The organism is Geomicrobium sp. JCM 19055 (assembly GCF_000698185.1).
Lineage (GTDB): Bacteria > Bacillota > Bacilli > Bacillales > Marinococcaceae > Geomicrobium_A > Geomicrobium_A sediminis.
Genome location: NZ_BAXL01000016.1, coordinates 100,773 through 120,658, shown reverse-complemented (window position 1 = coordinate 120,658; position 19,886 = coordinate 100,773). Strand labels below are relative to the sequence as shown.

Here is a 19,886-nt window from a genome sequence, read left to right as displayed (position 1 = left end):
TAAAAATCACCTTGACCCATGTTGTCATTCAACTGATTGTGATAATCAATCTCTTTTTCTTGAGCGTCCTTTGCAAGCTTTGAATACAAGTATGCCGTTGCTTCTGTATCATAAATTGCACGGTGATGACTCACAAGCTCAATATCAAACGTCTTACAAAGTGTGTTCAGACGATGATTTCTAAGGTTCGGGTGTAGAAACCTTGCTAACTCTAGCGTATCGACGACTGGGTTTGTAACTTCAGGCCAACCGAGCTTTTTGTATCCAGCATTAATAAATCCAATATCGAAGCTCGCGTTGTGGGCAACAAGACCACAATCACCGACAAAATCACGAAACTCTTCTAAGAGTTGACTTACTTCTTTGGCGTCTTCTAGCATTTTGTCCGTAATGCCTGTAAGCTCTGTAATTTTTGCGGTTAATGGAACGTGAGGATTTGCAAACGATTCATATCGCTCCACAATCTCGCCGTTTACGACCTTTACAGCAGCAAGCTCAATAATCGTATCATAGACCGCTGAAAGCCCTGTCGTCTCAACGTCAAAAACGACAAACGTGTCTTCAAGCAAATGACGTTTTGCTTCATTGTAGGCGATTGGAACTCCGTCATCGACTAAATTGGCTTCCATACCATAAATCGCTTTAATGCCATGCTTTTTCGCAGCAGAGTACGTTTCAGGAAACGCTTGAACGACGCCATGGTCCGTAATTCCTACCGCACGGTGACCCCACTTAGCGGCTTGTTCAATGAGCTGTGAACTTGTAATGGTTGCATCCATTTGACTCATCACTGTATGCGCGTGAAGTTCGACTCGACGTTCGTCTTCTGGTGCATCATCAATCCGTTCAGACATGGAGATTTCTGTAATGTCATTAGCAATCATCACAAGGTCACGAACGAACGTGTCGTTTTGAATGCTTCCTCGTGCTTTGATCCACATCCCCTTCTTTAATTGTTGCATCATCGGGATGTCTTCTTTGTCTCTTGAGAACATTTTCACGAGCAACGAGTCACTATAATCGGTCACTTTGCACGTAAGTAGCAGTCGACCGCTTCTAAGTTCACGTGTTTCGACGTCAAACACGTACCCTTGAACCGTCACTCGTCGTTCTTCATCTTGAATCGATGTTAGCTGCATCGGCTCGTCTTTGATTGGATAACCGAGTTGTAGAGGTGCATTTTTTTTACGCTGTTCTCTGCATTTTTCTCTTGTTTTTGTCGCTCCATCATTGCTTCAATGACTTTAGACTGTTCTTCTTCTTTTTTTCTTTTCTTGGAATCGTTGTGTTTCTTCCTCATCCGCACCGACATACGTATACACATTGATTCGCTCAAAACCACATTCAAGAAGTGCTGTTTCAATAACGGGCTTTGCTTGTCGCTCTAAAGACGTTGCTTCTGCATCACTCAAGCTACGAATCCCAAGTCCTTTGCTTGATACGTGGGGCTTCAAACGCTCTAGTTTGAGTTGAATATGGTCAGGGAGGTCTTTTGTTTTCCTTACGATCGCAGGCCAAAACGACTCAACATTGTCCAAGTTCAGTGCACCTGTCTTGAATGACATCGTAAATCCGACGGATGCAATCTCACGAAATGCAAGGACGAGTTTTTCTTCAAGCATTTCAAAGACGAGTGGCGTTACGGGAGACGGGAGTTGAATGTAAAATTGCCAATGACGTTTTTGTCGATTGACTTCTAATCGTTCGATCGAGCCTTCGCGAAGCTCTTTCTCTTTAATTTCTTCTGGAATACCGATCTGTTCTAGTAATAGCTGAAATCTTTCTTGCCTTACGTGATCGCTCACTGACGTGCACACCTTCTTTCAAATCCTATCATGAAAAAGAGAGAGACGATTCCTCGCACCCTCTCTCACCTTGCATTTATCTTTTCAAAAACGCTGCAAGCTCGTCCACATGTACTTCATGCACAACACCTGTTTTGCGCTCTTTCACTTCAACAATTCCTTCACTCGCTCGTTTACCAACGGCAATGCGTAATGGCAAACCGAACAAATCACTATCTTTGAACTTCACACCTGCTCGTTCTTTACGATCATCATACAATACATCATAACCGTCTTGTTGAAGACTTTCGTAAAGCTTCTCACTTAGCTCAACTTGCTCGTCGGCTTTTGCATTTAAAACGAGTAAGTGCAAGTCGAACGGTGTGACTTCCTGTGGCCATACGATGCCGTTTTCATCATGGTGCTGTTCAATGATCGCTGCAAGCTACGTGATACCCCAATGCCATAACAACCCATCTTCAATGGTTGACTACGACCATTCTCATCAAGAACTTCAGCCTTTAACACTTCGGAATACTTCGTACCAAGTTTAAATACTTGCCCGACTTCAATACCTTGCGCGAATTGAATGGTACCAACTCCGTCTGGAGAAGCATCGCCTTCTTTAATCATGCGAAGGTCAACGAGATCAGCGTCCGCTAAGTCACGTGAGATTGAAACGTTCGTAACGTATTGCCCTTGCGCATTTGCCCCTGTTGTTGCGTTTTTCACGTGTGTTAATCCGTGATCTACGACGATTGTTAGACCCTCATCTGCATGAAGTGGCCCGACATATGCTTGTTCAACACCGAACAGTGCTTCAACTTCTTTTGACGATGCTTCTTGAACCGCAAGCGTCTTGAAGTGTCCACTAAGCTTCACATCACTAATCGTGTCTTCAGCTTTCGAAACGACAAGCACAGGCTTTTCATCTACGAAAAACAGTGTGTTTCGTAGTTCAATTGAATTGCCAGAAACCGCAGCTGCCAGATTGTCTGCTGAGATTTCTTTGAGGTCTTGTTCAACACCAATTTCTTCATCTGTAGGTGCTGCCGTTGCTGCAATTTCAATGTTCGCTGCAAAAGTTGACGCATCCGAGTACGCAATCGTATCTTCACCAATTGCTGCGAGCGCTTGGAATTCGTGCGTCTCACCGGCAGAGCCACTAATTGCACCACCGTCAGCTTTAACCGCACGAAAATCGAGTCCACAGCGCTTGAAGATTCGTTCATACGTTTTGTACATCGACTCGTATGTTTCGTTTAGCTCATCATCTGAGACGCTAAATGAATACGCATCTTTCATAATAAATTCACGTCCGCGGAGTAGCCCAAAACGTGGGCGGCGCTCATCGCGGTACTTCGTTTGAATTTGATACAAGTTCACTGGTAACCGTTTGTACGACGCAATGCCATCACGCACGAGTGTTGTAATCACTTCTTCATGTGTTGGTCCGAGTACGAATTCACGATCATGACGATCATTCAGTCGCATTAGTTCAGGCCCGTAATCCCCGAGACGACCTGATTCTTCCCAAAGCTCTGAAGGTTGAATGGCAGGCATCAACAGCTCTTGCGCACCTGCGGCATTCATCTCTTCACGAATGATCGTTTGGATTTTTTTTGAATCATGCGAAGTCCGAGTGGTAAATACGAGTAGATCCCCGATGCTGTTTGGCGCATAAGTCCTGCTCGTAACATGAGTTGATGACTCATCGCCTCAGCATCAGACGGCACATCACGCATCGTTGGACTAAAAAAATAATTGTTGTCTCATCGCGTTCATCTCGCTTTATTAGTAGTTGATTTATAAGAACAATCGAGTAATGTCATTCCATGTTACCATGAGTACGAGTAACATGAGTAAGGCAAATCCTACAAAATGTGCCATTCCTTCTTTGTTCGGGTCAAGAGGCTTCCCGCGAATCGCCTCAATTCCGATAAAGACGAGGCGCCCACCATCTAGTGCTGGAATTGGAAGTAAGTTCACAATTCCGATGTTTACACTTAACATTCCTGCCCATAAAAATAGCATTTCATAGCCGAGTGCAACAACGTCTCCGGTCACATCATAAATCCCTACAGGTCCAGCTAACATGTCAATAGAGAATTCACCTGTGAAAATTAATGACAACACATCAAAAATTAATTCGACGACTTCATATGTTTGAATGAAACTGTTTTGAATGACGAGTAAAACACCGTTATCACGCTCAGGTATAATTCCGATTTGTCCGATGTCTCGGTCCCAAGGTTCGTGGTACACAGCAGTCGGTGTAATCGAGATCGTTTCAACGGAGCTGTCTCGCTCTATGCTAAATGCAATCGCCTCATCTGGGCTATTCTGGATATATTCTTGGACTTCTCGCCAGTCACTCATCTCTTGTCCATCAAGCGCTAAAATGGTATCGCCATTTTGAAGACCAACTTCTTCAGCAGGTGATGTTTCAGCCACTTCACCTACTTCTGGAACCGGCACGCCGTCGATAAATCCGTATCCTATGAATAGAACAATCGCTAAGACGAAGTTCATAAACGGCCCTGCAAAAATCGCTACCGCTTTTTGCCACGGTTTTTTTAGAACCGAACTGGCGGTCCCACGGTGCAATTTGATTCCGTTCTTCGTCGACGATTAAGTCTGCTTTCGGGTCAATCTCATACGTTTGTAATCCTTCTTCTTCGTCGCCGTATGCATCAATCTTTAGTTGATGTTCAAGGTCAATACGTTCAACGCTAACGACTTTCGCTTCGGGGTGTTTCGCTTTGTTGTTGACAATAATTTCTTTAACTTTGTCTTGATCATTAAACGTTAATCCAATTTCATAGCCTGGTTTAATTTGAACCGTTTCTGGATCTTCACCGGCCATGCGTACGAACCCACCGATCGGAAAAAGACGGATCGTATAAAGGGTTTCATTTTTCTTTTTGGAATACAATTTCGGTCCGAAGCCAATGGCAAACTCTCGGCAGAGAATGCCCATTTTCTTCGCAAAGTAAAGATGTCCCCATTCGTGTATGGCTACGATTAAGCCAAAAATAATGATGACGGCTATTAACGTTTGCACGTGCGTCCCACCTTCTCTGTCATTGCGCTGCTACACGTTGACGAGTCTCTTCATCGACCTTAAGAACTTCTTCAATCGAAGGGTGAGAGATGTGCGTATGCGTTGCGAGCGCTTTTTCTACAGTTTCTGCTATTTCTAAGAACGACAATTCTTCTTTCAAAAACTTCTCAACCGCAATTTCATTCGCCGCATTCATTACCGTCGGCATTGAACCGCCTTTTCTCCCTGCTTCAATGGCAAGATCTAAACAACGGTGTCGGTCTTTGTCGGTTGGCTCAAAATGAAGCTTGCCTACTTCCAACAAGTTTAACCTTTCTGTACCGTGGAGTTCAAGTCGATTCGGATACGTCATGGCGTATTGAATCGCAACTTTCATATCTGGTGATCCGAGTTGAGCCATGACGCTCTTGTCTTTGTACTCAACGAGCGAATGAATAATGCTCTCGCGGTGGATTAAAACGTCAATATGGTCGTAATCAATATCAAACAACCAACGTGCTTCAATAACTTCAAGACCTTTGTTCATCATCGTTGCTGAATCAATCGTCACTTTTTGTCCCATCGACCAGTTCGGATGTTTAAGGGCGTCTTGAAGCGTTGCATTTTTCAGCTCATCATACGACCAATCTCTGAAACTTCCTCCAGACGCAGTCACGATGATTCGTTCCACTTCGCTCATTTGGTTGCCTCGAAGGCTTTGCAAAATGGCTGAGTGCTCACTATCAACGGCAATTAATTCAGCACCGTATTTCTTGCACGCATCCGTGACGATGTGTCCAGCGGTAACGAGCGTTTCTTTATTTGCGATTCCGATCGTCTTTCCTGCTTTAATGGCACTCATCGTTGGCTTTAAGCCTCGTGCTCCGACCATTGCATTCATTACAAAATCAATGCTCGGTGACATTAATGCTTCTAACATTGCTTCTTCACCAGCGTATGCTTTTGCCTGTCCTAAATGGCCTTCTAAACGTGAAAGGTCTTCTTTACGTTCAATTAAGACGATGTTCGGTTGAAATTCTGCAATTTGTTCTTTTAAAAGTGAAATGTTACGTCCACATGCGAGTAGTTCTACTGTGAACTGATCACGATGCTCACGGATCACGTCTAACGTTTGCGTACCAATAGACCCAGTTGATCCTATGATGGCAACTCTTTTCATATGCTTATCCCCCTAAAATGACCGATACAACATAAAGCAACGGAAAGACGAATAGAAGACTATCGAAGCGGTCTAGCACCCCTCCGTGTCCTGGTAGAATTCGCCCAGAATCTTTGACATCGTAATAGCGCTTAAACGCTGATTCAACTAAATCCCCACACTGTCCAGCAACAGAGATGACAATCAATGCTACAATCGTGACGAATAGTGATTCATAAGGTGGTAAAAAGAGACTGTAAACAACCCCTACGATGAGCGCTAATAACAAGCCTCCCGTCGCACCTTCAATCGTTTTATTCGGTGAAATATGTGGTGATAGTTTCGTTTTTCCGAATTTCTTTCCGAATAAATAAGCGCCTGTGTCTGTTGCCCAAATCGCAAGCAACACAAAAAAATATGTATGGTAAACCAAATTCAATGCGAGCCGCATAGAAGAAATGAAAACCGATCCCTACGTACAACGCTGAAAACGCAACAAATGCAACAGCACCAAAATGGTAACGGTTGTTTGAAAGGAACGTTGTGAGTAACAGCAACATGAAGATGACAATCAACCATGCCAATGTCGTCTCATTGCTAAAGCGTTCTAAGTTCGGTCCTGTAAGTAATAAAACGAGGGCAGCACTAACTCCAAGTGCTGCAGGAATTGATAGAATTGGAATTTTGTTCATACGAAGCAACTCAAAAAACCCAACGACGGTCATTGCTGCGACGAGGGCAAGAAAAAGCGGTCCACCAACAATGAGTGGAATTAATAAAACGACGAGTCCTACAACTGCTGTTAACACTCTAAGCTTCATAAGAAATCTCCTTATAGACTGCCGTATCGACGCTTGCGCGCTTGATAGACGTCAATCGCTTCTAAGAAGTCTTTTTTTGAGAAATCGGGCCATAATACGTCCGTAAATACGAATTCACTATAAGCCATCTGCCAAAGCATGAAATTACTCAAACGGATTTCTCCACTCGTGCGAATGAAGAGGTCAGGATCTGGGTATTGGTGACTAAACAAGCTCTCTGTAATGTCTTGTTCGGTAATACTGTTGGCGTCACGTTTCCCCTCATCCACTTCAAGACAAAGCTTCTGTACAGCTCGAGTAATGTCGGCTCGACCTCCATAGTTCAAGGCCAAATTCAATACGATTCCATCGTTATTTGCCGTTTCATTCACTGCTTTTTGTACCGCATTTATCGTGTGTTGCGGAAGACCATCATTTGATCCCATCATTTTGACTTGTACGTTGTTTTTCATTAACTTCGGTAACTCGCTCTCAATAAAGCGTTCTGGCAAACGTAAAATGAAATCAACTTCGGTTTGTGGGCGACCCCAATTTTCAGTAGAAAACGCAAACATCGTAAGGATTTTCACCCCGATATCATCTGCACTTTCTGTGATTTCATGAATTCTTTTCATTCCTTCACGATGACCGATGTTCCGAGGAAGGCCACGTTTTGTTGCCCATCTCCCGTTCCCATCCATGACGATCGCTACGTGCTCTGGGACGTGGAGAAATGTCCCCGCCTCTTGAGATTCATTTTGCTTTTTTTAAAAACCTCTCCAACATTGTACGCACCAGCCTCGTGTTCGTAAAATACTACAAAAGTAAACAACCTACCGTTTACTTTTATTGGTTGCGGAAGGTTTAATTTTAATATATTTTTCGTGCAAGTACAAGATAAAACCCTCTGCAAATAGAGGGTTTTATCTGCATGAAGCAACTTACACTTCCATAATTTCTTTCTCTTTCGCTTCCGCGATACTATCGATCTCTTTTACGTGATCGTTTGTTAACTTTTGCGTTTCATCTTGACCACGACGTGACTCATCTTCAGTGATGTCGCCATCTTTCTCTTGCTTTTTAAGAGAATCGTTTGCATCACGACGAATGTTACGTACAGATACACGAGCATCTTCAGCGTATTTACGAACGAGCTTTGCAAGCTCTTTACGACGCTCTTCAGTAAGCGCTGGGATCGTAATACGAATAACTGAACCGTCATTGTTCGGTGTAAGACCGAGATCTGCTTTCAAAATTGCCTTTTCAATTTCAGCAATGGATGACTTATCAAATGGAGAAACAACGAGTAAACGTCCTTCTGGGACACTCACAGTAGCCACTTGGTTAAGTGGTGTATCCATGCCGTAATAACTTACTAATACTTTATCAAGAAGGGCTGGGTTCGCACGTCCTGCACGTAGTGTTGCAAGCTCACGGTTTAGAGCTTCGATTGACTTTGTCATTTTTGCTTTTGCATCTTGCATAATTTCTGCTGACATTAGGAGTTCCCCCTCACAATCGTTCCGATTTTTTTCACCTTCAACTGCCCGCTTAATGTTGCCTTCTTCTGTAATTGAGAAGACGAGTAACGGGATGTCGTTATCCATACAGAGTGAAGAAGCGGTAGAATCCATCACTCCAAGACCATCTTTCAATACGTCTAAATAGGATAGTTCTTCGTATTTCACTGCCGTTTCATCTTTGAAAGGATCAGCACTATACACACCGTCGACTTTGTTTTTCGCCATGAGAATGACGTCGGCTTCAATTTCTGCAGCGCGAAGCGCAGCCGTCGTGTCAGTTGTGAAGTAAGGGTTACCTGTACCGGCTGCAAAAATGACGACGCGCTTTTTCTCCAAGTGGCGAATCGCTTTACGACGTATGTAAGGCTCAGCAACTTGTCTCATTTCAATACTTGTTTGTACGCGACTTTCTACTTCAATATCTTCCAAACTGTCTTGTAGTGCGAGCGCGTTCATAACTGTTGCAAGCATTCCCATATAGTCAGCTGTCGCACGATCCATCCCTTGCGAACTTCCTGCCATACCACGCCAAATGTTTCCTGCGCCTACGACAATGGCTACTTCCGTTCCTAAGCCTACGACGTCTTTAATTTGTTTTGCAATTGATTGAATGACATTAGGATCAATGCCATACCCTTGATCTCCTGCAAGTGCTTCCCCACTTAATTTCAATATGACACGATTGTATGTGTGCATGTGTTGCTCCTCCAATTAACAATTTGTTGCGTGTTTAAAACATTTAGGTTGTAAAATAGGGAACACAAAGTGTTCCCTACATCTGTACTTACTTCTTCACTTGAGACATTACTTCGTCTGCAAAGTTATCTTCACGCTTTTCAATACCTTCGCCTACTTCGTAACGTACGAAAGTTTTTACAGTAGCATTGTTCGCTTTAAGGAATTTCTCAACCGTTTGGTCACCGTCTTTAACGAATGGTTGGTCAATAAGAACAACTTGTTCGAAGAATTTCTTCAAACGACCTTCAACCATTTTCTCAACGATGTTTTCAGGCTTTCCTTCATTAAGCGCTTGTTGCTTAAGAATTTCACGCTCTTTGTTTGTTTCTTCTTCAGGTACACCGTCACGGTTTACATATTTCGGGTTGATTGCAGCAACATGCATTGAGATGTCTTTTGCAATTTGCTCATCTGTTGTTCCTTCAACAACTGAAAGAACACCAATTTTACCACCCATGTGCAAGTAAGCACCGAATGCACTATTGTCGTCTTTTTCAGCGATTGTGAAACGACGAAGTGAAATCTTCTCACCGATTTTAGCAATTTGGTCAGTAATGTAGTTCTCAAGCGTACCGCCATTTGTCATTTCTGTTTGAAGTGCTGCTTCAACATCTTTAGGCTCAGTTGCAAGCAAGTGATCCGCGATTGTATCAACGAGGTTCAAGAACCCTTCGTTTTTCGCAACAAAATCAGTTTCAGCGTTGATTTCAACGATGACTGCTTTGTTTCCTTTAATTTCAACTTTTGTTAACCCTTCAGCAGCAACACGGTCTGCTTTCTTAGCTGCTTTTGCAATGCCTTTTTCACGAAGGTATGCAACGGCTTCTTCCATGTCACCGTTTGTTTCTGTAAGAGCTTTCTTACAATCCATCATACCTGCGCCAGTTTTTTTCACGTAGTTCTTTTACGAGTTTAGCTGAGATTGCCATACACATTCATCCTCCTTATTGATCCTAAGACTAACAACTGTTTAAAAAAAGGGGTGCAAGGGTATTCCCCTTGTCACCCCAGTAATTGAACCGTATATTATTCTTCGTTTGCAGTAACTGCTTCTTCTTTAACTTCTTCTTCAACAACTTCTTCAGTTTGAGTCGCCTCAACAACTGCATCAGCCATCTTAGAAGTTAAAAGACGTACAGCACGGATTGCATCGTCGTTACCAGGAATCACATAGTCGATTTCATCTGGGTCACAGTTCGTGTCAACGATTGAGATAATTGGAATGTTTAATTTGTGCGCTTCTGCAACTGCAATGCGCTCTTTACGTGGGTCTACGATGAAGATCGCATCCGGTAAAGATTTCATTTCTTTAATTCCACCGAGGAATTTCTCTAAACGGTCCATTTCCTTTTGAAGAAGGATAACTTCTTTCTTAGGAAGAACTTCAAATGTACCGTCTTCTTGCATTTTTTCAAGATCTTTAAGGCGCTTAATACGCTTTCTGATCGTTTCAAAGTTCGTTAATGTACCACCTAACCAACGCTGGTTAATGTAGTATTGTCCAGCACGAAGAGCTTCCTCTTTAACTGAATCTTGAGCTTGCTTTTTCGTACCTACAAATAGAATCTTTCCTCCGTCAGCAGCAAGGTCGCGAACGTACTTGTAGCACTCGTCCACTTTCTTAACTGTCTTTTGAAGATCAATAATGTAGATCCCATTTCTTTCTGTGAAGATGTAGCGATCCATTTTCGGGTTCCAACGACGTGTTTGGTGACCGAAATGAACACCTGCTTCGAGCAATTGCTTCATTGAAATAACTGCCATGATGTATTTCCTCCTTCGGTTTTTTTCCTCCGCATTGCATCATCTTCAAACCTGACCGCCTAAGGGCACCGAAGTTTGAATCCGCAAGCGTGTGTATTAACACCGTCAGTAAATATACCACATCTTTAAGAAGAAGAGCAAGGGTGTTATGAAGAATCATTGAGAAATTTTGTCGTTTTGCTGAAGTTTAAGAAGAAGTTGCACTTCTCCTGTCCCCATTTCTAGTTGTTTGGCAATGTGTTCAGCTTTATAACCTTCATTCGCCAACTGTACTACTTTAGCTTCTTTTGAGTCACTAATAACGCCTTCCACAGGCTCTTTGTCATAGTTTGGCGTGACCTCTTGTAGCACTTCTTCAAATGAAGGTTTGTTCTGAATCGCTCTTAATACGTGTTTGTTGTCTTCTTTCATCTTATTCGTATAACGAATGAGCAATTGTTCAATCTCATCCACATCTTCACGGGTGTGTCCTTTAGGCTTCGTGTACACAAGATAGATGATGACTGCAATTGTAATAAGATGAAGAAAAAGGCTGACAACGACAAAAGTAGACATTGTCTCGCTCCTCTCGTGCTTCGATCCTATCATGTTTGGATAACAATTTCACCGTCATGAAGTCGAAACGTTACTGATTTACGGTCTTTCGTAACAGAACGTCGATACTTCCCGAAATGAGCGACTGTGTTCATATGTGTCAGTTTGTCGACGACAATTCTGACAGAGTCGTTATAAACGTGATCTTGTTCTTCAATCTCACTAACTTTATCGTGAGCAAGATAGATCTTCGTTAACCAGTCTTCGATGGAGCTTCGAATTCTTAATAGCAACACACGATCTTTCACATCTAAGCTCCCTTGCTTCAATTCCTTCGCAGAAAGGGCGGTTTTTAACTTTTGCAATTTCGCTAGTTCCGATTTGCCCGTTTTAATCATCTCTTTTGATTGAATTTCTTTAGTAAGCCGTTGTTCTGATAATCCGATATACAGACTCGTCGGCGTGTTGAGTTGGTTTCCAGACTCACGGACGTGAATATACCTTCCCGCTGAACATTTACCGCCAATCACATTCCCCCGCCCTTTGTAGCAAAAAAGCGAGTGACCTGCATCCACTCGACTATGAATGATGCTTTGAGTAACCATTATGTTGTTCCCAGCCGTAACAACGCCTTGATTAATGTATTCACATTGAACATCATATTCTGCGGTTACTGAGCCTTTCCCCTGCGCTGCAATGCCTTTACCAATATATACAGAACCACCTGCTCGAATCGTTGCCCCTTCAACAATCCCTGTCACTCGGACGTCTCCGTCTGCTTTGATTTCATATCCTGCAGGAACAGAACCACGAATGACAACATTGCCATTAAACGAAATGTTGCCGGTTTCAAGAGATAAGTCACCGTTTACTTCATAGACTGGAAAAACGTGAATTCGTTTGCCTTCTATACTCATTTGCCCGCTTACACTAGCAATGATTTTATTGTCTTGTACAGTCGTATTTTTGCCATTTCTTAAGACAAAGTCATGACCGACCATTCCTGGTAACACTCGTCCAGTTACAGTTTTTCCTTCTGTCCCTCTCGTTGCCGCGACCTTTTTACCGATTACTTCACCTTGAACAGCCATCGGGATTACTGTTACATTGCGAAGGTTTTTTGGTAAACGTTCATCGATTTGATCGCCTTGTTGTTGTTCGACAGGTAGCAAATAGGCCGCTTCCCCCTTTGTCGGCTTTGTTCCTTCTGCAAGAACTAGAGGAAATGAAACAAGTCTTGGCTGTTCCGTCAGCTTTTGTAGTACATCTTCTTTTACGCCAAAGTTGATGTTTGACTTTTCTAAAAATGATATCATTTCAGATCGTGTGAATGTTGTCTGTTCATTAATCGTTGCGGTTTTGTAGCAACTCGCTTTCATCTGATCATCGCTCATTTGCAAACGTAAACAGTCTTCAGGCTTCATTTTCTCTCCCCCCAATCGAATTTAACAGGTTATGTAAAAACTGCTGTGTACAAATGATTAGTACACAGCTGTGCTTTTCTTGAATGCAGTTCTTAATCTAAAGAGCGCTTTTGAGTGAATCTGAGAAATTCGTGACGTTGACAGACGCAATGTTTTCCCGATTTCAGTTAAGGTAAGTTCTTCGAAATAAAAAAAAGAGAGATCACGAGTTTTTCGTTTTCATTAAGTAAGGAAATACGTTCTTGTAATTGCTCGTACACGAGCTTCTTCTCAAGTTTCTCATGTGGAATTTCGTTGTTATCATCTTTTAAGATCGTTTGAAAAGCATCTTCTTGATCATTCTCTGGCTTTGTTTCTTGGTCAATGGATAAGAAGTTAGCGATATAGCTATCCATCGATGTTTTTAAAACTTCATCACTCGTTAAACCAAGTTCATGTGCCACTTCAGTTTCGCTTACGTGACGACCTAGACGTTGTTCTAATTGTTCAGTTGCTTCTTCGATGCGTTTCATTTTCTCTCTCGTCGAACGCGGTAACCAATCTTCTTTACGTAAACTGTCAATAATAGCACCACGAACACGGAACGACGCATACGTATCGAATTTCAATTCTCGTTCGTGGTCAAACTTTTGCAATGCATCATAAAGCCCCATTAAGCCGTGTGAACGTAACTCATCACGTTCCATATTTTTCGGCAATGCAATGAGGATTCGGTGAACGTGGTAATCTACTAAAGGAAGGTATGCTTGAATCAGTTGGTTCGCAGCGTCTTTGTCACGACTCGTAATCCATTGTTCCCACGCTTCTTCTAACCGTTCCTTAGCCATTGGTCTCCTCCCACTCTTTTTAATAAGTTGTTAATTGATCGCCTTTCGTGCGAATGGTTAGTTGTTTTGTCGTCGCATGGAACCGAACGGTTCGCCCGATTGTTCCACCAGTTTCTTCAGCTACGAGTTCAATTCCTATATCAACTAACATTTTCTTAATAACAGCAACGTTACGCATGCCAATTTGCAGCCGATCTTCAACATCAAGAAGGACCGCGAACATCTGTGCACCACCAACGATTTTGGCTCGACAATCGGATAAGGGTACGTTGTAGCGATTTGTAAGTATACGAACCATATATGGAATAGCGATATCAGCATATTTGACAGGCTTTGACAAACTTGGTTCTTGTCCACGACTTTTATATTCGGGTAAAACGACATGGCCGAGTAAAGCGATGTTCTTCTTATTGCTATACAAACAAACTGCGACACAAGAACCGAGGCTCGAAACGTGAAGAACGTCCTCATTAAACCCCATCACCACTTCACCCATTCCAGCACTCAACATCCGCGGTTGCTCTACCCTCATGACTCGATCACCCATTCGTCGATTAAGTTAAAATAATTAAGTCCATTGTACCATGAACATACTTTATTTAGGAGAAAACGAACAGAAAAAAAGAGCAAAGACCTATAAACTTCGAAGCACTTTAAGCATTTCAGGAGCCATTTGCATTGCTGGAACGACATAATCTGCAAGATCTGCCTCAATAACTGCTTTTGGCATTCCATAAACGACCGCTGATTGCTTCGATTCAGCAATGACCGTAACCTCTTGTTCTTTCTTTAATAACGTCAATCCGTTCATTCCGTCATTGCCCATTCCTGTCAACACGACAGCCAAGACAGTTGTCTTCTCGATCGTTGCTAACGAGTAAAATAAACTGTTCACCGACGGTTGATGAATGTCTCGCCCGTACGGTGAGTCGACTCGTAGTTCAATCGTTTTTGTACCAGACATCAGTTCCTTAATGAGCATATGACGGTCCCCTGGAGCAACATATACGACACCGTTTTTTACACGCTCACCGTCTGTAGCTTCTTTTACAGGCATTTTACAAATGCGATCGAGTCGTTGAGCGAACGTCTCCGTAAAGGCTTTTGGCATATGTTGAACAATGAAAATGGGAACATCAAGTGGCGGCAGTCGCTCTAGCACGTGTTGCAACACCCTCGGCCCACCTGTTGAAGCACCAATTGCAATGACTTTCTTTGTCGCTGAGCGATTGATCTCATCGTTTACACTTGCGTTTGGTTGTACACTCTCGATACCCGAGCTCTGTACGTTCGCTTGTTTCGCTAGGCGAATTTTCGTGAACAGCTCTTCTTCAACGAGCTCCATATTTAAAGAGATGGCCCCTGATGGCTTTTGTACGAAATCAAACGCACCGAGCGTTAATGCACGAATTGTCTCAGTTGCACCTTGACGGGTTAACGTACTCACCATAATAATCGGTGTCGGATTTTCCTTCATAATGACTTCGACTGCTTCTAAACCATCAATCTCTGGCATCTCAACGTCCATCGTAATCACATCAACAGTGATCGTACCTTTAGTGATCAATTCAATCGCTTGTTTGCCATTTTTGGCAATCGCAACGACTTGTAAATCTTCTTGCTGGTTAATCGCATCACTCATCCACTTGCGCATAAAAGCAGAATCATCTACGACGAGTACAGAAATCATGGGGCACCCCGTTCTTTAACCAATGTGTGACACACATCTTCAATGTCTTGGATGTCACGCAACGATCTACTGAATCGAACATTTACGTTTAAATACGTCTCAGACGTTTCAATGATGTTTTGTACAAGTTGTAACGATTCGTCTTTGGCAGTTGAGACGAGCACATACTGCGAAACGTTCACTAACTGATTACAATATCGCTTCATTCGTCGATACAACTGCAATAAATGTGCTTGTTCAAAGGCACAAATAACAAGCACGGCAAAATGTTCGTCACCAGTAATACGGTCATTAAAACGAACGTCATATGACAAATCCACGCCTTCGTGAAACGTGTCATCACTCGTGATCATTGCAAAAGTGGTTGAGTCATGGTCTACAAATGCGTTCATTTGTTTTCGCAAATTCTCCGCTTGATCTCTCACATTCATCTTCCTTTTTGCATGAACTTTATGATCGTTGATAAATCAAACATCGTTAAGTCTTCCGGCACATCTTGTCCATTCCCTATGAAGGCAATCGGTTTGTTTAATTCATTTGTTACATTTAATAAACTGCCATACGTATTCGTTTCATCTAACTTTGTGAAAACGAGCTGATGAATAGGGAAATCACGAAACTGCTCCAACAATTGATCAAGATCGGTTTCTTTCGTCGTTAAGGATAAGGTAAGGAGGTATTCTGTGTGTTCATTCGTTTGATTAACAATTGCCTCTAATGCTGTAACATGGTCTGAAACGAGATAATTTCTTCCTGCCGTATCGACAAATATAATGTCTACGTGCGAAAGCTTCTCAAGTGCTTGTTTATAATCGTCTGCACTATATGCCACTTCAATCGGTACGTTTAAAATTTTACTATACGTCATTAACTGCTCAACAGCTGCAATTCGATACGTATCTAACGTAATAAACCGATGGTTTTGTTTTGCTTTAATTTGTACATGGCAGCAACTTTTGCAATCGTCGTCGTTTTCCCAACACCCGTAGGTCCTAGAAAAACGGCGACTTTTGATGATTCTTTTAAGCGACCGACATTTAATGGATCATTGAAAAAGGGAGATAAGCTCGTCTTTAGTAATTCATCAAGGCTTTGACGTTCACTTTGCCGATAATATTGCTTTAACGCTTCTTCAATGACGACATTCACGAGCCGTTCTTTGACCCCTTGACGCTCTAATAATGACTTCATTTGAATAATGACTTCAGGCAAATGATGGTCAAATGAACTCGGTGCAACTGGTTTTGTAACGTCTACACTTTGATCGATGACCCGTTCTTTTTTTTGTTCCGCTTGTTTCGTCGGCTCAAGACTAAGTGCTGCGATGACTTCAATTTCAGATACATTCCTCAAACCAAACCACCGTTTTTCTACGATGGTTTTTTTATGGAGAATGACCGCGTTTTCCCCAAACGCCTGCCTCACTTTTTTTTCATTGCTTCTGCAGTCGTTTTGCCCCGAAATTTCTTTACGTTCACGCGACATTCACCACCCCTACACTTTGAATCTCTAAATCTGGTTCCAATTCGTTGTACGACAACACTGGTACGTGAGGCATAAAGCGCTCAATAAGTTGCTTCACGTGCATTCGAACTGCCGGTGAACAGAGAACGACTGGCGACTGACCCATTTGCGTCAACTTGACGACTTCCTCTTGAATCGACATCATCATTTTTTGTGACTGGTCTGGGGTGAGCGACAAGTAAGATCCGTGTTCTGTCTGTTGCAAAGCATCTGCAATCGCTTTTTCAGTAGAGCCGCTTAACGTGACTACATACAGCGGGCCTCCTTGCACCGGCTTAACTGCTTTTGTAATTTGTCGCGACAATGACTGACGTGCATATTCCGCCATCACTTGCGGATCTTTAAACATTGACCCATAATCCGCCAACGTCTCGAAAATAACAGGCAAGTTACGGATGCTCACTTTTTCTTTAAGCAAATGTTTTAACACCTTCTGAACATCGCCTAGACTTAGTGGATTCGGTGTGACTTCTTCAACGAGTGTTGGATGCGTTTCTTTTATATGTTCAACGAGCTGTTTCGTTTCTTCTCTCGTTAGAAGCTCATGTGCATAGTTTTTGAGTACTTCTGTTAAGTGGGTCGACACGACAGAAGGAGGATCAACGACTGTGTACCCCGACAATTCCGCTTCATCTTTCATTAAATCATCGACCAAAGCGCTTTTAATCCAAATGCCGGTTCTACGGTTTCGATTCCAGTAATTGACTCATCATCAACACCAGGACTCATCGCCATGTAATGATCCAGCAACAATTCACTTCGGCTCACTTCATTGCCACGAATTTTTATGACGTATTCGTTTGGCTTTAATTGAATGTTGTCCCGAATACGAATAACTGGAACGATCATCCCTAACTCAAGGGCAAGTTGACGCCTGATCATCACGACGCGATCTAACAAGTCTCCACCTTGATTGGAGTCCGCAAGAGGAATAAGACCGTAACCGAACTCAAATTCAACAGGATCAATCGTGAGAAGATCGGTGACATTGTTCGGTGTTGTTGGTTCTTCCTCTGGTTCTTCAATCGGTTTCTCTTCTTCGACTTCCGGTGCTTTTCGATCAAGCACATAGCCGCCAATCCCTAAAAACAACGCAATTGGCATCGTTAAAAGAATTGGAATTGGGGTAAACACGCCGAGCAAGAATATTGCAGCTGCAGCAATGTATAACAACTTCGGATACGCAAGCATCTGTTTACTAATGTCTGAACCGAGCGTGCCATCAGATGCTGCTCTCGTAACGACGATCCCTGTTGCGGTAGCAATGAGAAGTGCTGGAATTTGAGTCACTAACCCATCACCAACAGTTAATAATGTATATGTACTGGCTGCTTCTTGGAAGCTCATGCCCATTTGTGCCATTCCAATAATGAAGCCAAAAATAATGTTAATGAGGACGATTACGATCCCGACGATCGCATCTCCTTTTACGAACTTACTCGCACCGTCCATTGATCCGTAGAAGTCCGCTTCTTTTTCGATTTTCTCTCTTCGTTTCTTTGCTTCTTGGTCGGTAATCATGCCCGCATTTAAGTCAGCGTCAATACTCATCTGCTTACCAGGCATCGCATCGAGGGTAAAACGTGCGCCAACCTCAGAAACACGTTCTGCTCCTTTTACAATGACGATGAACTGAATGACGACGAGGATTAAAAAGACGACAAACCCAACGAGCGGATTCGACCCGACTACAAAGTTCCCGAACGTGTCAATGACTTCACCAGCTTCCGCACGACCGAGAATTGCTCGTGTTGTCGAAACACTAATGCCGACGCGAAATAAGGTTGCTAAAAGTAGTACCGTTGGGAAGATCGAGAAATCGAGTGGCTCTTTCATATTCATTGCCACAAGAATAATCATTAAAGAAAGTGAAATATTGACGATAATAAGAACATCAATCATTGGAGACGGCAAAGGAATAATGAGCATCGCCACGATTAAGATTACGAATATGAGTATAAATAAATCACGGAATCGCATGCGCTAGTTCCCCCTTTGTTTCGTCTCGTTTTCTAAGCGGTATACGTACGCAAGTACTTCAGCAACCGCTCGAAATAAATCTTCTGGAACTTCGTCATCAACGTCGGTTCCATCGTACAACGCCCGCGCTAACGGACGATTTTCTACGATCACTATGTCATGATCCGTTGCGATCTTTCGAATTCTTAAGGCCATGTAATCGACGCCTTTGCCGATTACTTTCGGTGCAGTCATTGAAGAATCATCATATTTTAAAGCGACGGCGTAATGGGTTGGGTTCGTAATTACGACGTCTGCTTTAGGAACTTCTTGCATCATCCGCTGCATCGCTAAATCTTGCGCTTTTTGCCGGCGTTTTGCTTTGATGAGAGGATCCCCTTCCATTTTCTTGAACTCATCTTTCACGTCGTGCTTTGACATTCGTATTTGTTTTTCATGATCAAATCGTTGATAGACAAGGTCAGGAATTGCAAGAATGAGCAATAAAATCGCAGAAGCAACACCGATCATTCCGGTCAATAGACTCACAACATAATATCCGTCTAACACGTCATATAAGCCAAGCATTAAAAGATCATCGCGAAACATCCACAAAATCCCGAAAGCTAGCGTACCGACGAGGATGATTTTGAGAAGTGCTTTTACGAGTTCAACGAGCGCCCTTGCCGAGAAGATTCGCTTAAACCCTTTTAGCGGGTTAATCTTTGATAGTTTCGGTTTGATGACTTCTGGTGCGAACAACACACCGACTTGAACCATACTAGCAACCACACCAGTAAGCGCTGCGACGAGTAAAATAGGAAGAATGACAACACCCATCTGAATCACAATTCCTTGAAACATACCCATCGTATCTTCAACGGTAAATGAAAGGGACGCATAGTTGATGTACGTTTCATAAAACAAATCTTGCATGAATTTTGCTGGAACCGCTGCATACACGAATAAAAAAAATAAAAACGATCAATAAAATGAGTGCTGTATTAATGTCTGTACTTTTAGGTACTTGACCTTTTTTTCGGGTATCTTGACGTTTTTTCGGCGTTGCTTTTTCCGTTTTCTCACCTGAAAAGTATTGGAGATCCATTGATAACAT

At 42.7% G+C, this 19,886-nt stretch carries 21 protein-coding genes and 4 pseudogenes; all 25 read right to left on the bottom strand.

Annotation, left to right across the window (positions count from 1 at the left end):
* On the bottom strand, positions 1-1,139 hold a 1,139-nt coding region (locus tag JCM19055_RS24270; RefSeq protein ID WP_152549914.1), incomplete at its 3' end, for an exonuclease domain-containing protein.
* 105 nt (positions 1,140-1,244) lie between these two features.
* Positions 1,245-1,805 (bottom strand): PolC-type DNA polymerase III N-terminal domain-containing protein, encoded by a 561-nt coding sequence (locus JCM19055_RS24265; protein ID WP_052366407.1) that lies wholly within the window; start codon positions 1,803-1,805, stop codon positions 1,245-1,247.
* A gap of 76 nt (positions 1,806-1,881) precedes the next feature.
* Positions 1,882-3,529, bottom strand: a pseudogene (locus JCM19055_RS14905) (proline--tRNA ligase).
* A gap of 61 nt (positions 3,530-3,590) precedes the next feature.
* Positions 3,591-4,316 carry an RIP metalloprotease RseP gene (rseP, locus tag JCM19055_RS32010; RefSeq protein WP_370543172.1) on the bottom strand — a complete coding sequence of 242 codons (726 nt, stop codon included), beginning with the start codon at positions 4,314-4,316 and terminating at the stop codon, positions 3,591-3,593.
* The gene (locus JCM19055_RS32005) at positions 4,240-4,848 is read right to left on the bottom strand and encodes a site-2 protease family protein (protein WP_370543171.1); all 609 of its coding nucleotides are present in this window, start codon (positions 4,846-4,848) and stop codon (positions 4,240-4,242) included. Before JCM19055_RS32005 ends, rseP begins: the two co-directional genes overlap by 77 nt.
* A 19-nt stretch (positions 4,849-4,867) precedes the next feature.
* Positions 4,868-6,007 carry a 1-deoxy-D-xylulose-5-phosphate reductoisomerase gene (dxr, locus tag JCM19055_RS14895; RefSeq protein WP_042360273.1) on the bottom strand — a complete coding sequence of 380 codons (1,140 nt, stop codon included), beginning with the start codon at positions 6,005-6,007 and terminating at the stop codon, positions 4,868-4,870.
* 4 nt (positions 6,008-6,011) lie between these two features.
* Positions 6,012-6,395, bottom strand: coding sequence for a phosphatidate cytidylyltransferase (locus JCM19055_RS29980; RefSeq protein WP_265182214.1), 384 nt, complete (start codon positions 6,393-6,395; stop codon positions 6,012-6,014).
* Positions 6,301-6,807: a phosphatidate cytidylyltransferase gene (locus tag JCM19055_RS29975; RefSeq protein ID WP_265182213.1), complete on the bottom strand. Its 507-nt coding sequence runs from the start codon at positions 6,805-6,807 to the stop codon at positions 6,301-6,303. Before JCM19055_RS29975 ends, JCM19055_RS29980 begins: the two co-directional genes overlap by 95 nt.
* A gap of 11 nt (positions 6,808-6,818) precedes the next feature.
* Positions 6,819-7,487, bottom strand: a complete 669-nt coding sequence (locus JCM19055_RS14885; RefSeq protein ID WP_265182212.1) for an isoprenyl transferase — start codon at positions 7,485-7,487, stop codon at positions 6,819-6,821.
* A gap of 240 nt (positions 7,488-7,727) precedes the next feature.
* Positions 7,728-8,249, bottom strand: coding sequence for a ribosome recycling factor (frr, locus tag JCM19055_RS29970; RefSeq protein WP_265182219.1), 522 nt, complete (start codon positions 8,247-8,249; stop codon positions 7,728-7,730).
* A gap of 35 nt (positions 8,250-8,284) precedes the next feature.
* A pseudogene (gene pyrH / locus JCM19055_RS29965) lies at positions 8,285-9,005 on the bottom strand (UMP kinase).
* A gap of 88 nt (positions 9,006-9,093) precedes the next feature.
* Positions 9,094-9,976, bottom strand: a pseudogene (gene tsf, locus JCM19055_RS14870) (translation elongation factor Ts).
* A gap of 97 nt (positions 9,977-10,073) precedes the next feature.
* Positions 10,074-10,811: a 30S ribosomal protein S2 gene (rpsB, locus tag JCM19055_RS14865; protein ID WP_042360271.1), complete on the bottom strand. Its 738-nt coding sequence runs from the start codon at positions 10,809-10,811 to the stop codon at positions 10,074-10,076.
* Positions 10,812-10,967: 156 nt separating this feature from the next.
* A complete protein-coding gene (locus JCM19055_RS14860; RefSeq protein ID WP_042360270.1) occupies positions 10,968-11,366 on the bottom strand; it encodes a hypothetical protein in 399 nt (132 codons plus the stop codon).
* A gap of 29 nt (positions 11,367-11,395) precedes the next feature.
* Positions 11,396-12,769: a DUF342 domain-containing protein gene (locus JCM19055_RS14855; protein ID WP_052366406.1), complete on the bottom strand. Its 1,374-nt coding sequence runs from the start codon at positions 12,767-12,769 to the stop codon at positions 11,396-11,398.
* Between the two features lie 57 nt (positions 12,770-12,826).
* Positions 12,827-12,919, bottom strand: coding sequence for a hypothetical protein (locus tag JCM19055_RS32000; RefSeq protein ID WP_370543170.1), 93 nt, complete (start codon positions 12,917-12,919; stop codon positions 12,827-12,829).
* A gap of 17 nt (positions 12,920-12,936) precedes the next feature.
* Complete coding sequence (locus tag JCM19055_RS14850) at positions 12,937-13,596, bottom strand: FliA/WhiG family RNA polymerase sigma factor (protein ID WP_370543169.1); 660 nt, start codon at positions 13,594-13,596, stop codon at positions 12,937-12,939.
* A gap of 19 nt (positions 13,597-13,615) precedes the next feature.
* Positions 13,616-14,128 carry a chemotaxis protein CheD gene (locus tag JCM19055_RS14845; protein WP_052366405.1) on the bottom strand — a complete coding sequence of 171 codons (513 nt, stop codon included), beginning with the start codon at positions 14,126-14,128 and terminating at the stop codon, positions 13,616-13,618.
* Between the two features lie 102 nt (positions 14,129-14,230).
* Positions 14,231-15,286, bottom strand: coding sequence for a chemotaxis response regulator protein-glutamate methylesterase (locus tag JCM19055_RS14840; protein WP_042360269.1), 1,056 nt, complete (start codon positions 15,284-15,286; stop codon positions 14,231-14,233).
* Entirely contained in the window at positions 15,283-15,717 is a 435-nt protein-coding gene (locus JCM19055_RS14835; protein ID WP_265182211.1) for a hypothetical protein, read from the bottom strand. Before JCM19055_RS14835 ends, JCM19055_RS14840 begins: the two co-directional genes overlap by 4 nt.
* Positions 15,714-16,175: a hypothetical protein gene (locus JCM19055_RS14830; RefSeq protein ID WP_265182218.1), complete on the bottom strand. Its 462-nt coding sequence runs from the start codon at positions 16,173-16,175 to the stop codon at positions 15,714-15,716. Before JCM19055_RS14830 ends, JCM19055_RS14835 begins: the two co-directional genes overlap by 4 nt.
* A gap of 11 nt (positions 16,176-16,186) precedes the next feature.
* Complete coding sequence (locus JCM19055_RS26560; protein WP_042360266.1) at positions 16,187-16,771, bottom strand: hypothetical protein; 585 nt, start codon at positions 16,769-16,771, stop codon at positions 16,187-16,189.
* Positions 16,761-18,790: pseudogene (gene flhA, locus JCM19055_RS14820) on the bottom strand (flagellar biosynthesis protein FlhA). The gene JCM19055_RS26560 and the pseudogene flhA overlap by 11 nt, the downstream one beginning before the upstream one ends.
* A gap of 3 nt (positions 18,791-18,793) precedes the next feature.
* Entirely contained in the window at positions 18,794-19,705 is a 912-nt protein-coding gene (gene flhB, locus JCM19055_RS14815; protein ID WP_370543168.1) for a flagellar biosynthesis protein FlhB, read from the bottom strand.
* Complete coding sequence (locus JCM19055_RS31995; RefSeq protein WP_370543167.1) at positions 19,686-19,886, bottom strand: EscU/YscU/HrcU family type III secretion system export apparatus switch protein; 201 nt, start codon at positions 19,884-19,886, stop codon at positions 19,686-19,688. Before JCM19055_RS31995 ends, flhB begins: the two co-directional genes overlap by 20 nt.

Excerpts from the sequence above, each read along its gene's own strand:
- rseP (WP_370543172.1), bottom strand. The coding sequence starts at position 4,316 with ATGAACTTCGTCTTAGCGATTGTTCTATTCATAGGATACGGATTTATC.
- dxr (WP_042360273.1), bottom strand. The coding sequence starts at position 6,007 with ATGAAAAGAGTTGCCATCATAGGATCAACTGGGTCTATTGGTACGCAA.
- JCM19055_RS29975 (WP_265182213.1), bottom strand. The coding sequence starts at position 6,807 with ATGAAGCTTAGAGTGTTAACAGCAGTTGTAGGACTCGTCGTTTTATTA.
- JCM19055_RS14885 (WP_265182212.1), bottom strand. The coding sequence starts at position 7,487 with ATGGATGGGAACGGGAGATGGGCAACAAAACGTGGCCTTCCTCGGAAC.
- frr (WP_265182219.1), bottom strand. The coding sequence starts at position 8,249 with ATGACAAAGTCAATCGAAGCTCTAAACCGTGAGCTTGCAACACTACGT.
- rpsB (WP_042360271.1), bottom strand. The coding sequence starts at position 10,811 with ATGGCAGTTATTTCAATGAAGCAATTGCTCGAAGCAGGTGTTCATTTC.
- JCM19055_RS14860 (WP_042360270.1), bottom strand. The coding sequence starts at position 11,366 with ATGTCTACTTTTGTCGTTGTCAGCCTTTTTCTTCATCTTATTACAATT.
- JCM19055_RS14855 (WP_052366406.1), bottom strand. The coding sequence starts at position 12,769 with ATGAAGCCTGAAGACTGTTTACGTTTGCAAATGAGCGATGATCAGATG.
- JCM19055_RS14850 (WP_370543169.1), bottom strand. The coding sequence starts at position 13,596 with ATGGCTAAGGAACGGTTAGAAGAAGCGTGGGAACAATGGATTACGAGT.
- JCM19055_RS14845 (WP_052366405.1), bottom strand. The coding sequence starts at position 14,128 with ATGAGGGTAGAGCAACCGCGGATGTTGAGTGCTGGAATGGGTGAAGTG.
- JCM19055_RS14840 (WP_042360269.1), bottom strand. The coding sequence starts at position 15,286 with ATGATTTCTGTACTCGTCGTAGATGATTCTGCTTTTATGCGCAAGTGG.
- JCM19055_RS14835 (WP_265182211.1), bottom strand. The coding sequence starts at position 15,717 with ATGAATGTGAGAGATCAAGCGGAGAATTTGCGAAAACAAATGAACGCA.
- JCM19055_RS26560 (WP_042360266.1), bottom strand. The coding sequence starts at position 16,771 with ATGTCGCGTGAACGTAAAGAAATTTCGGGGCAAAACGACTGCAGAAGC.
- flhB (WP_370543168.1), bottom strand. The coding sequence starts at position 19,705 with ATGCAAGATTTGTTTTATGAAACGTACATCAACTATGCGTCCCTTTCA.
- JCM19055_RS31995 (WP_370543167.1), bottom strand. The coding sequence starts at position 19,886 with ATGTTATCAATGGATCTCCAATACTTTTCAGGTGAGAAAACGGAAAAA.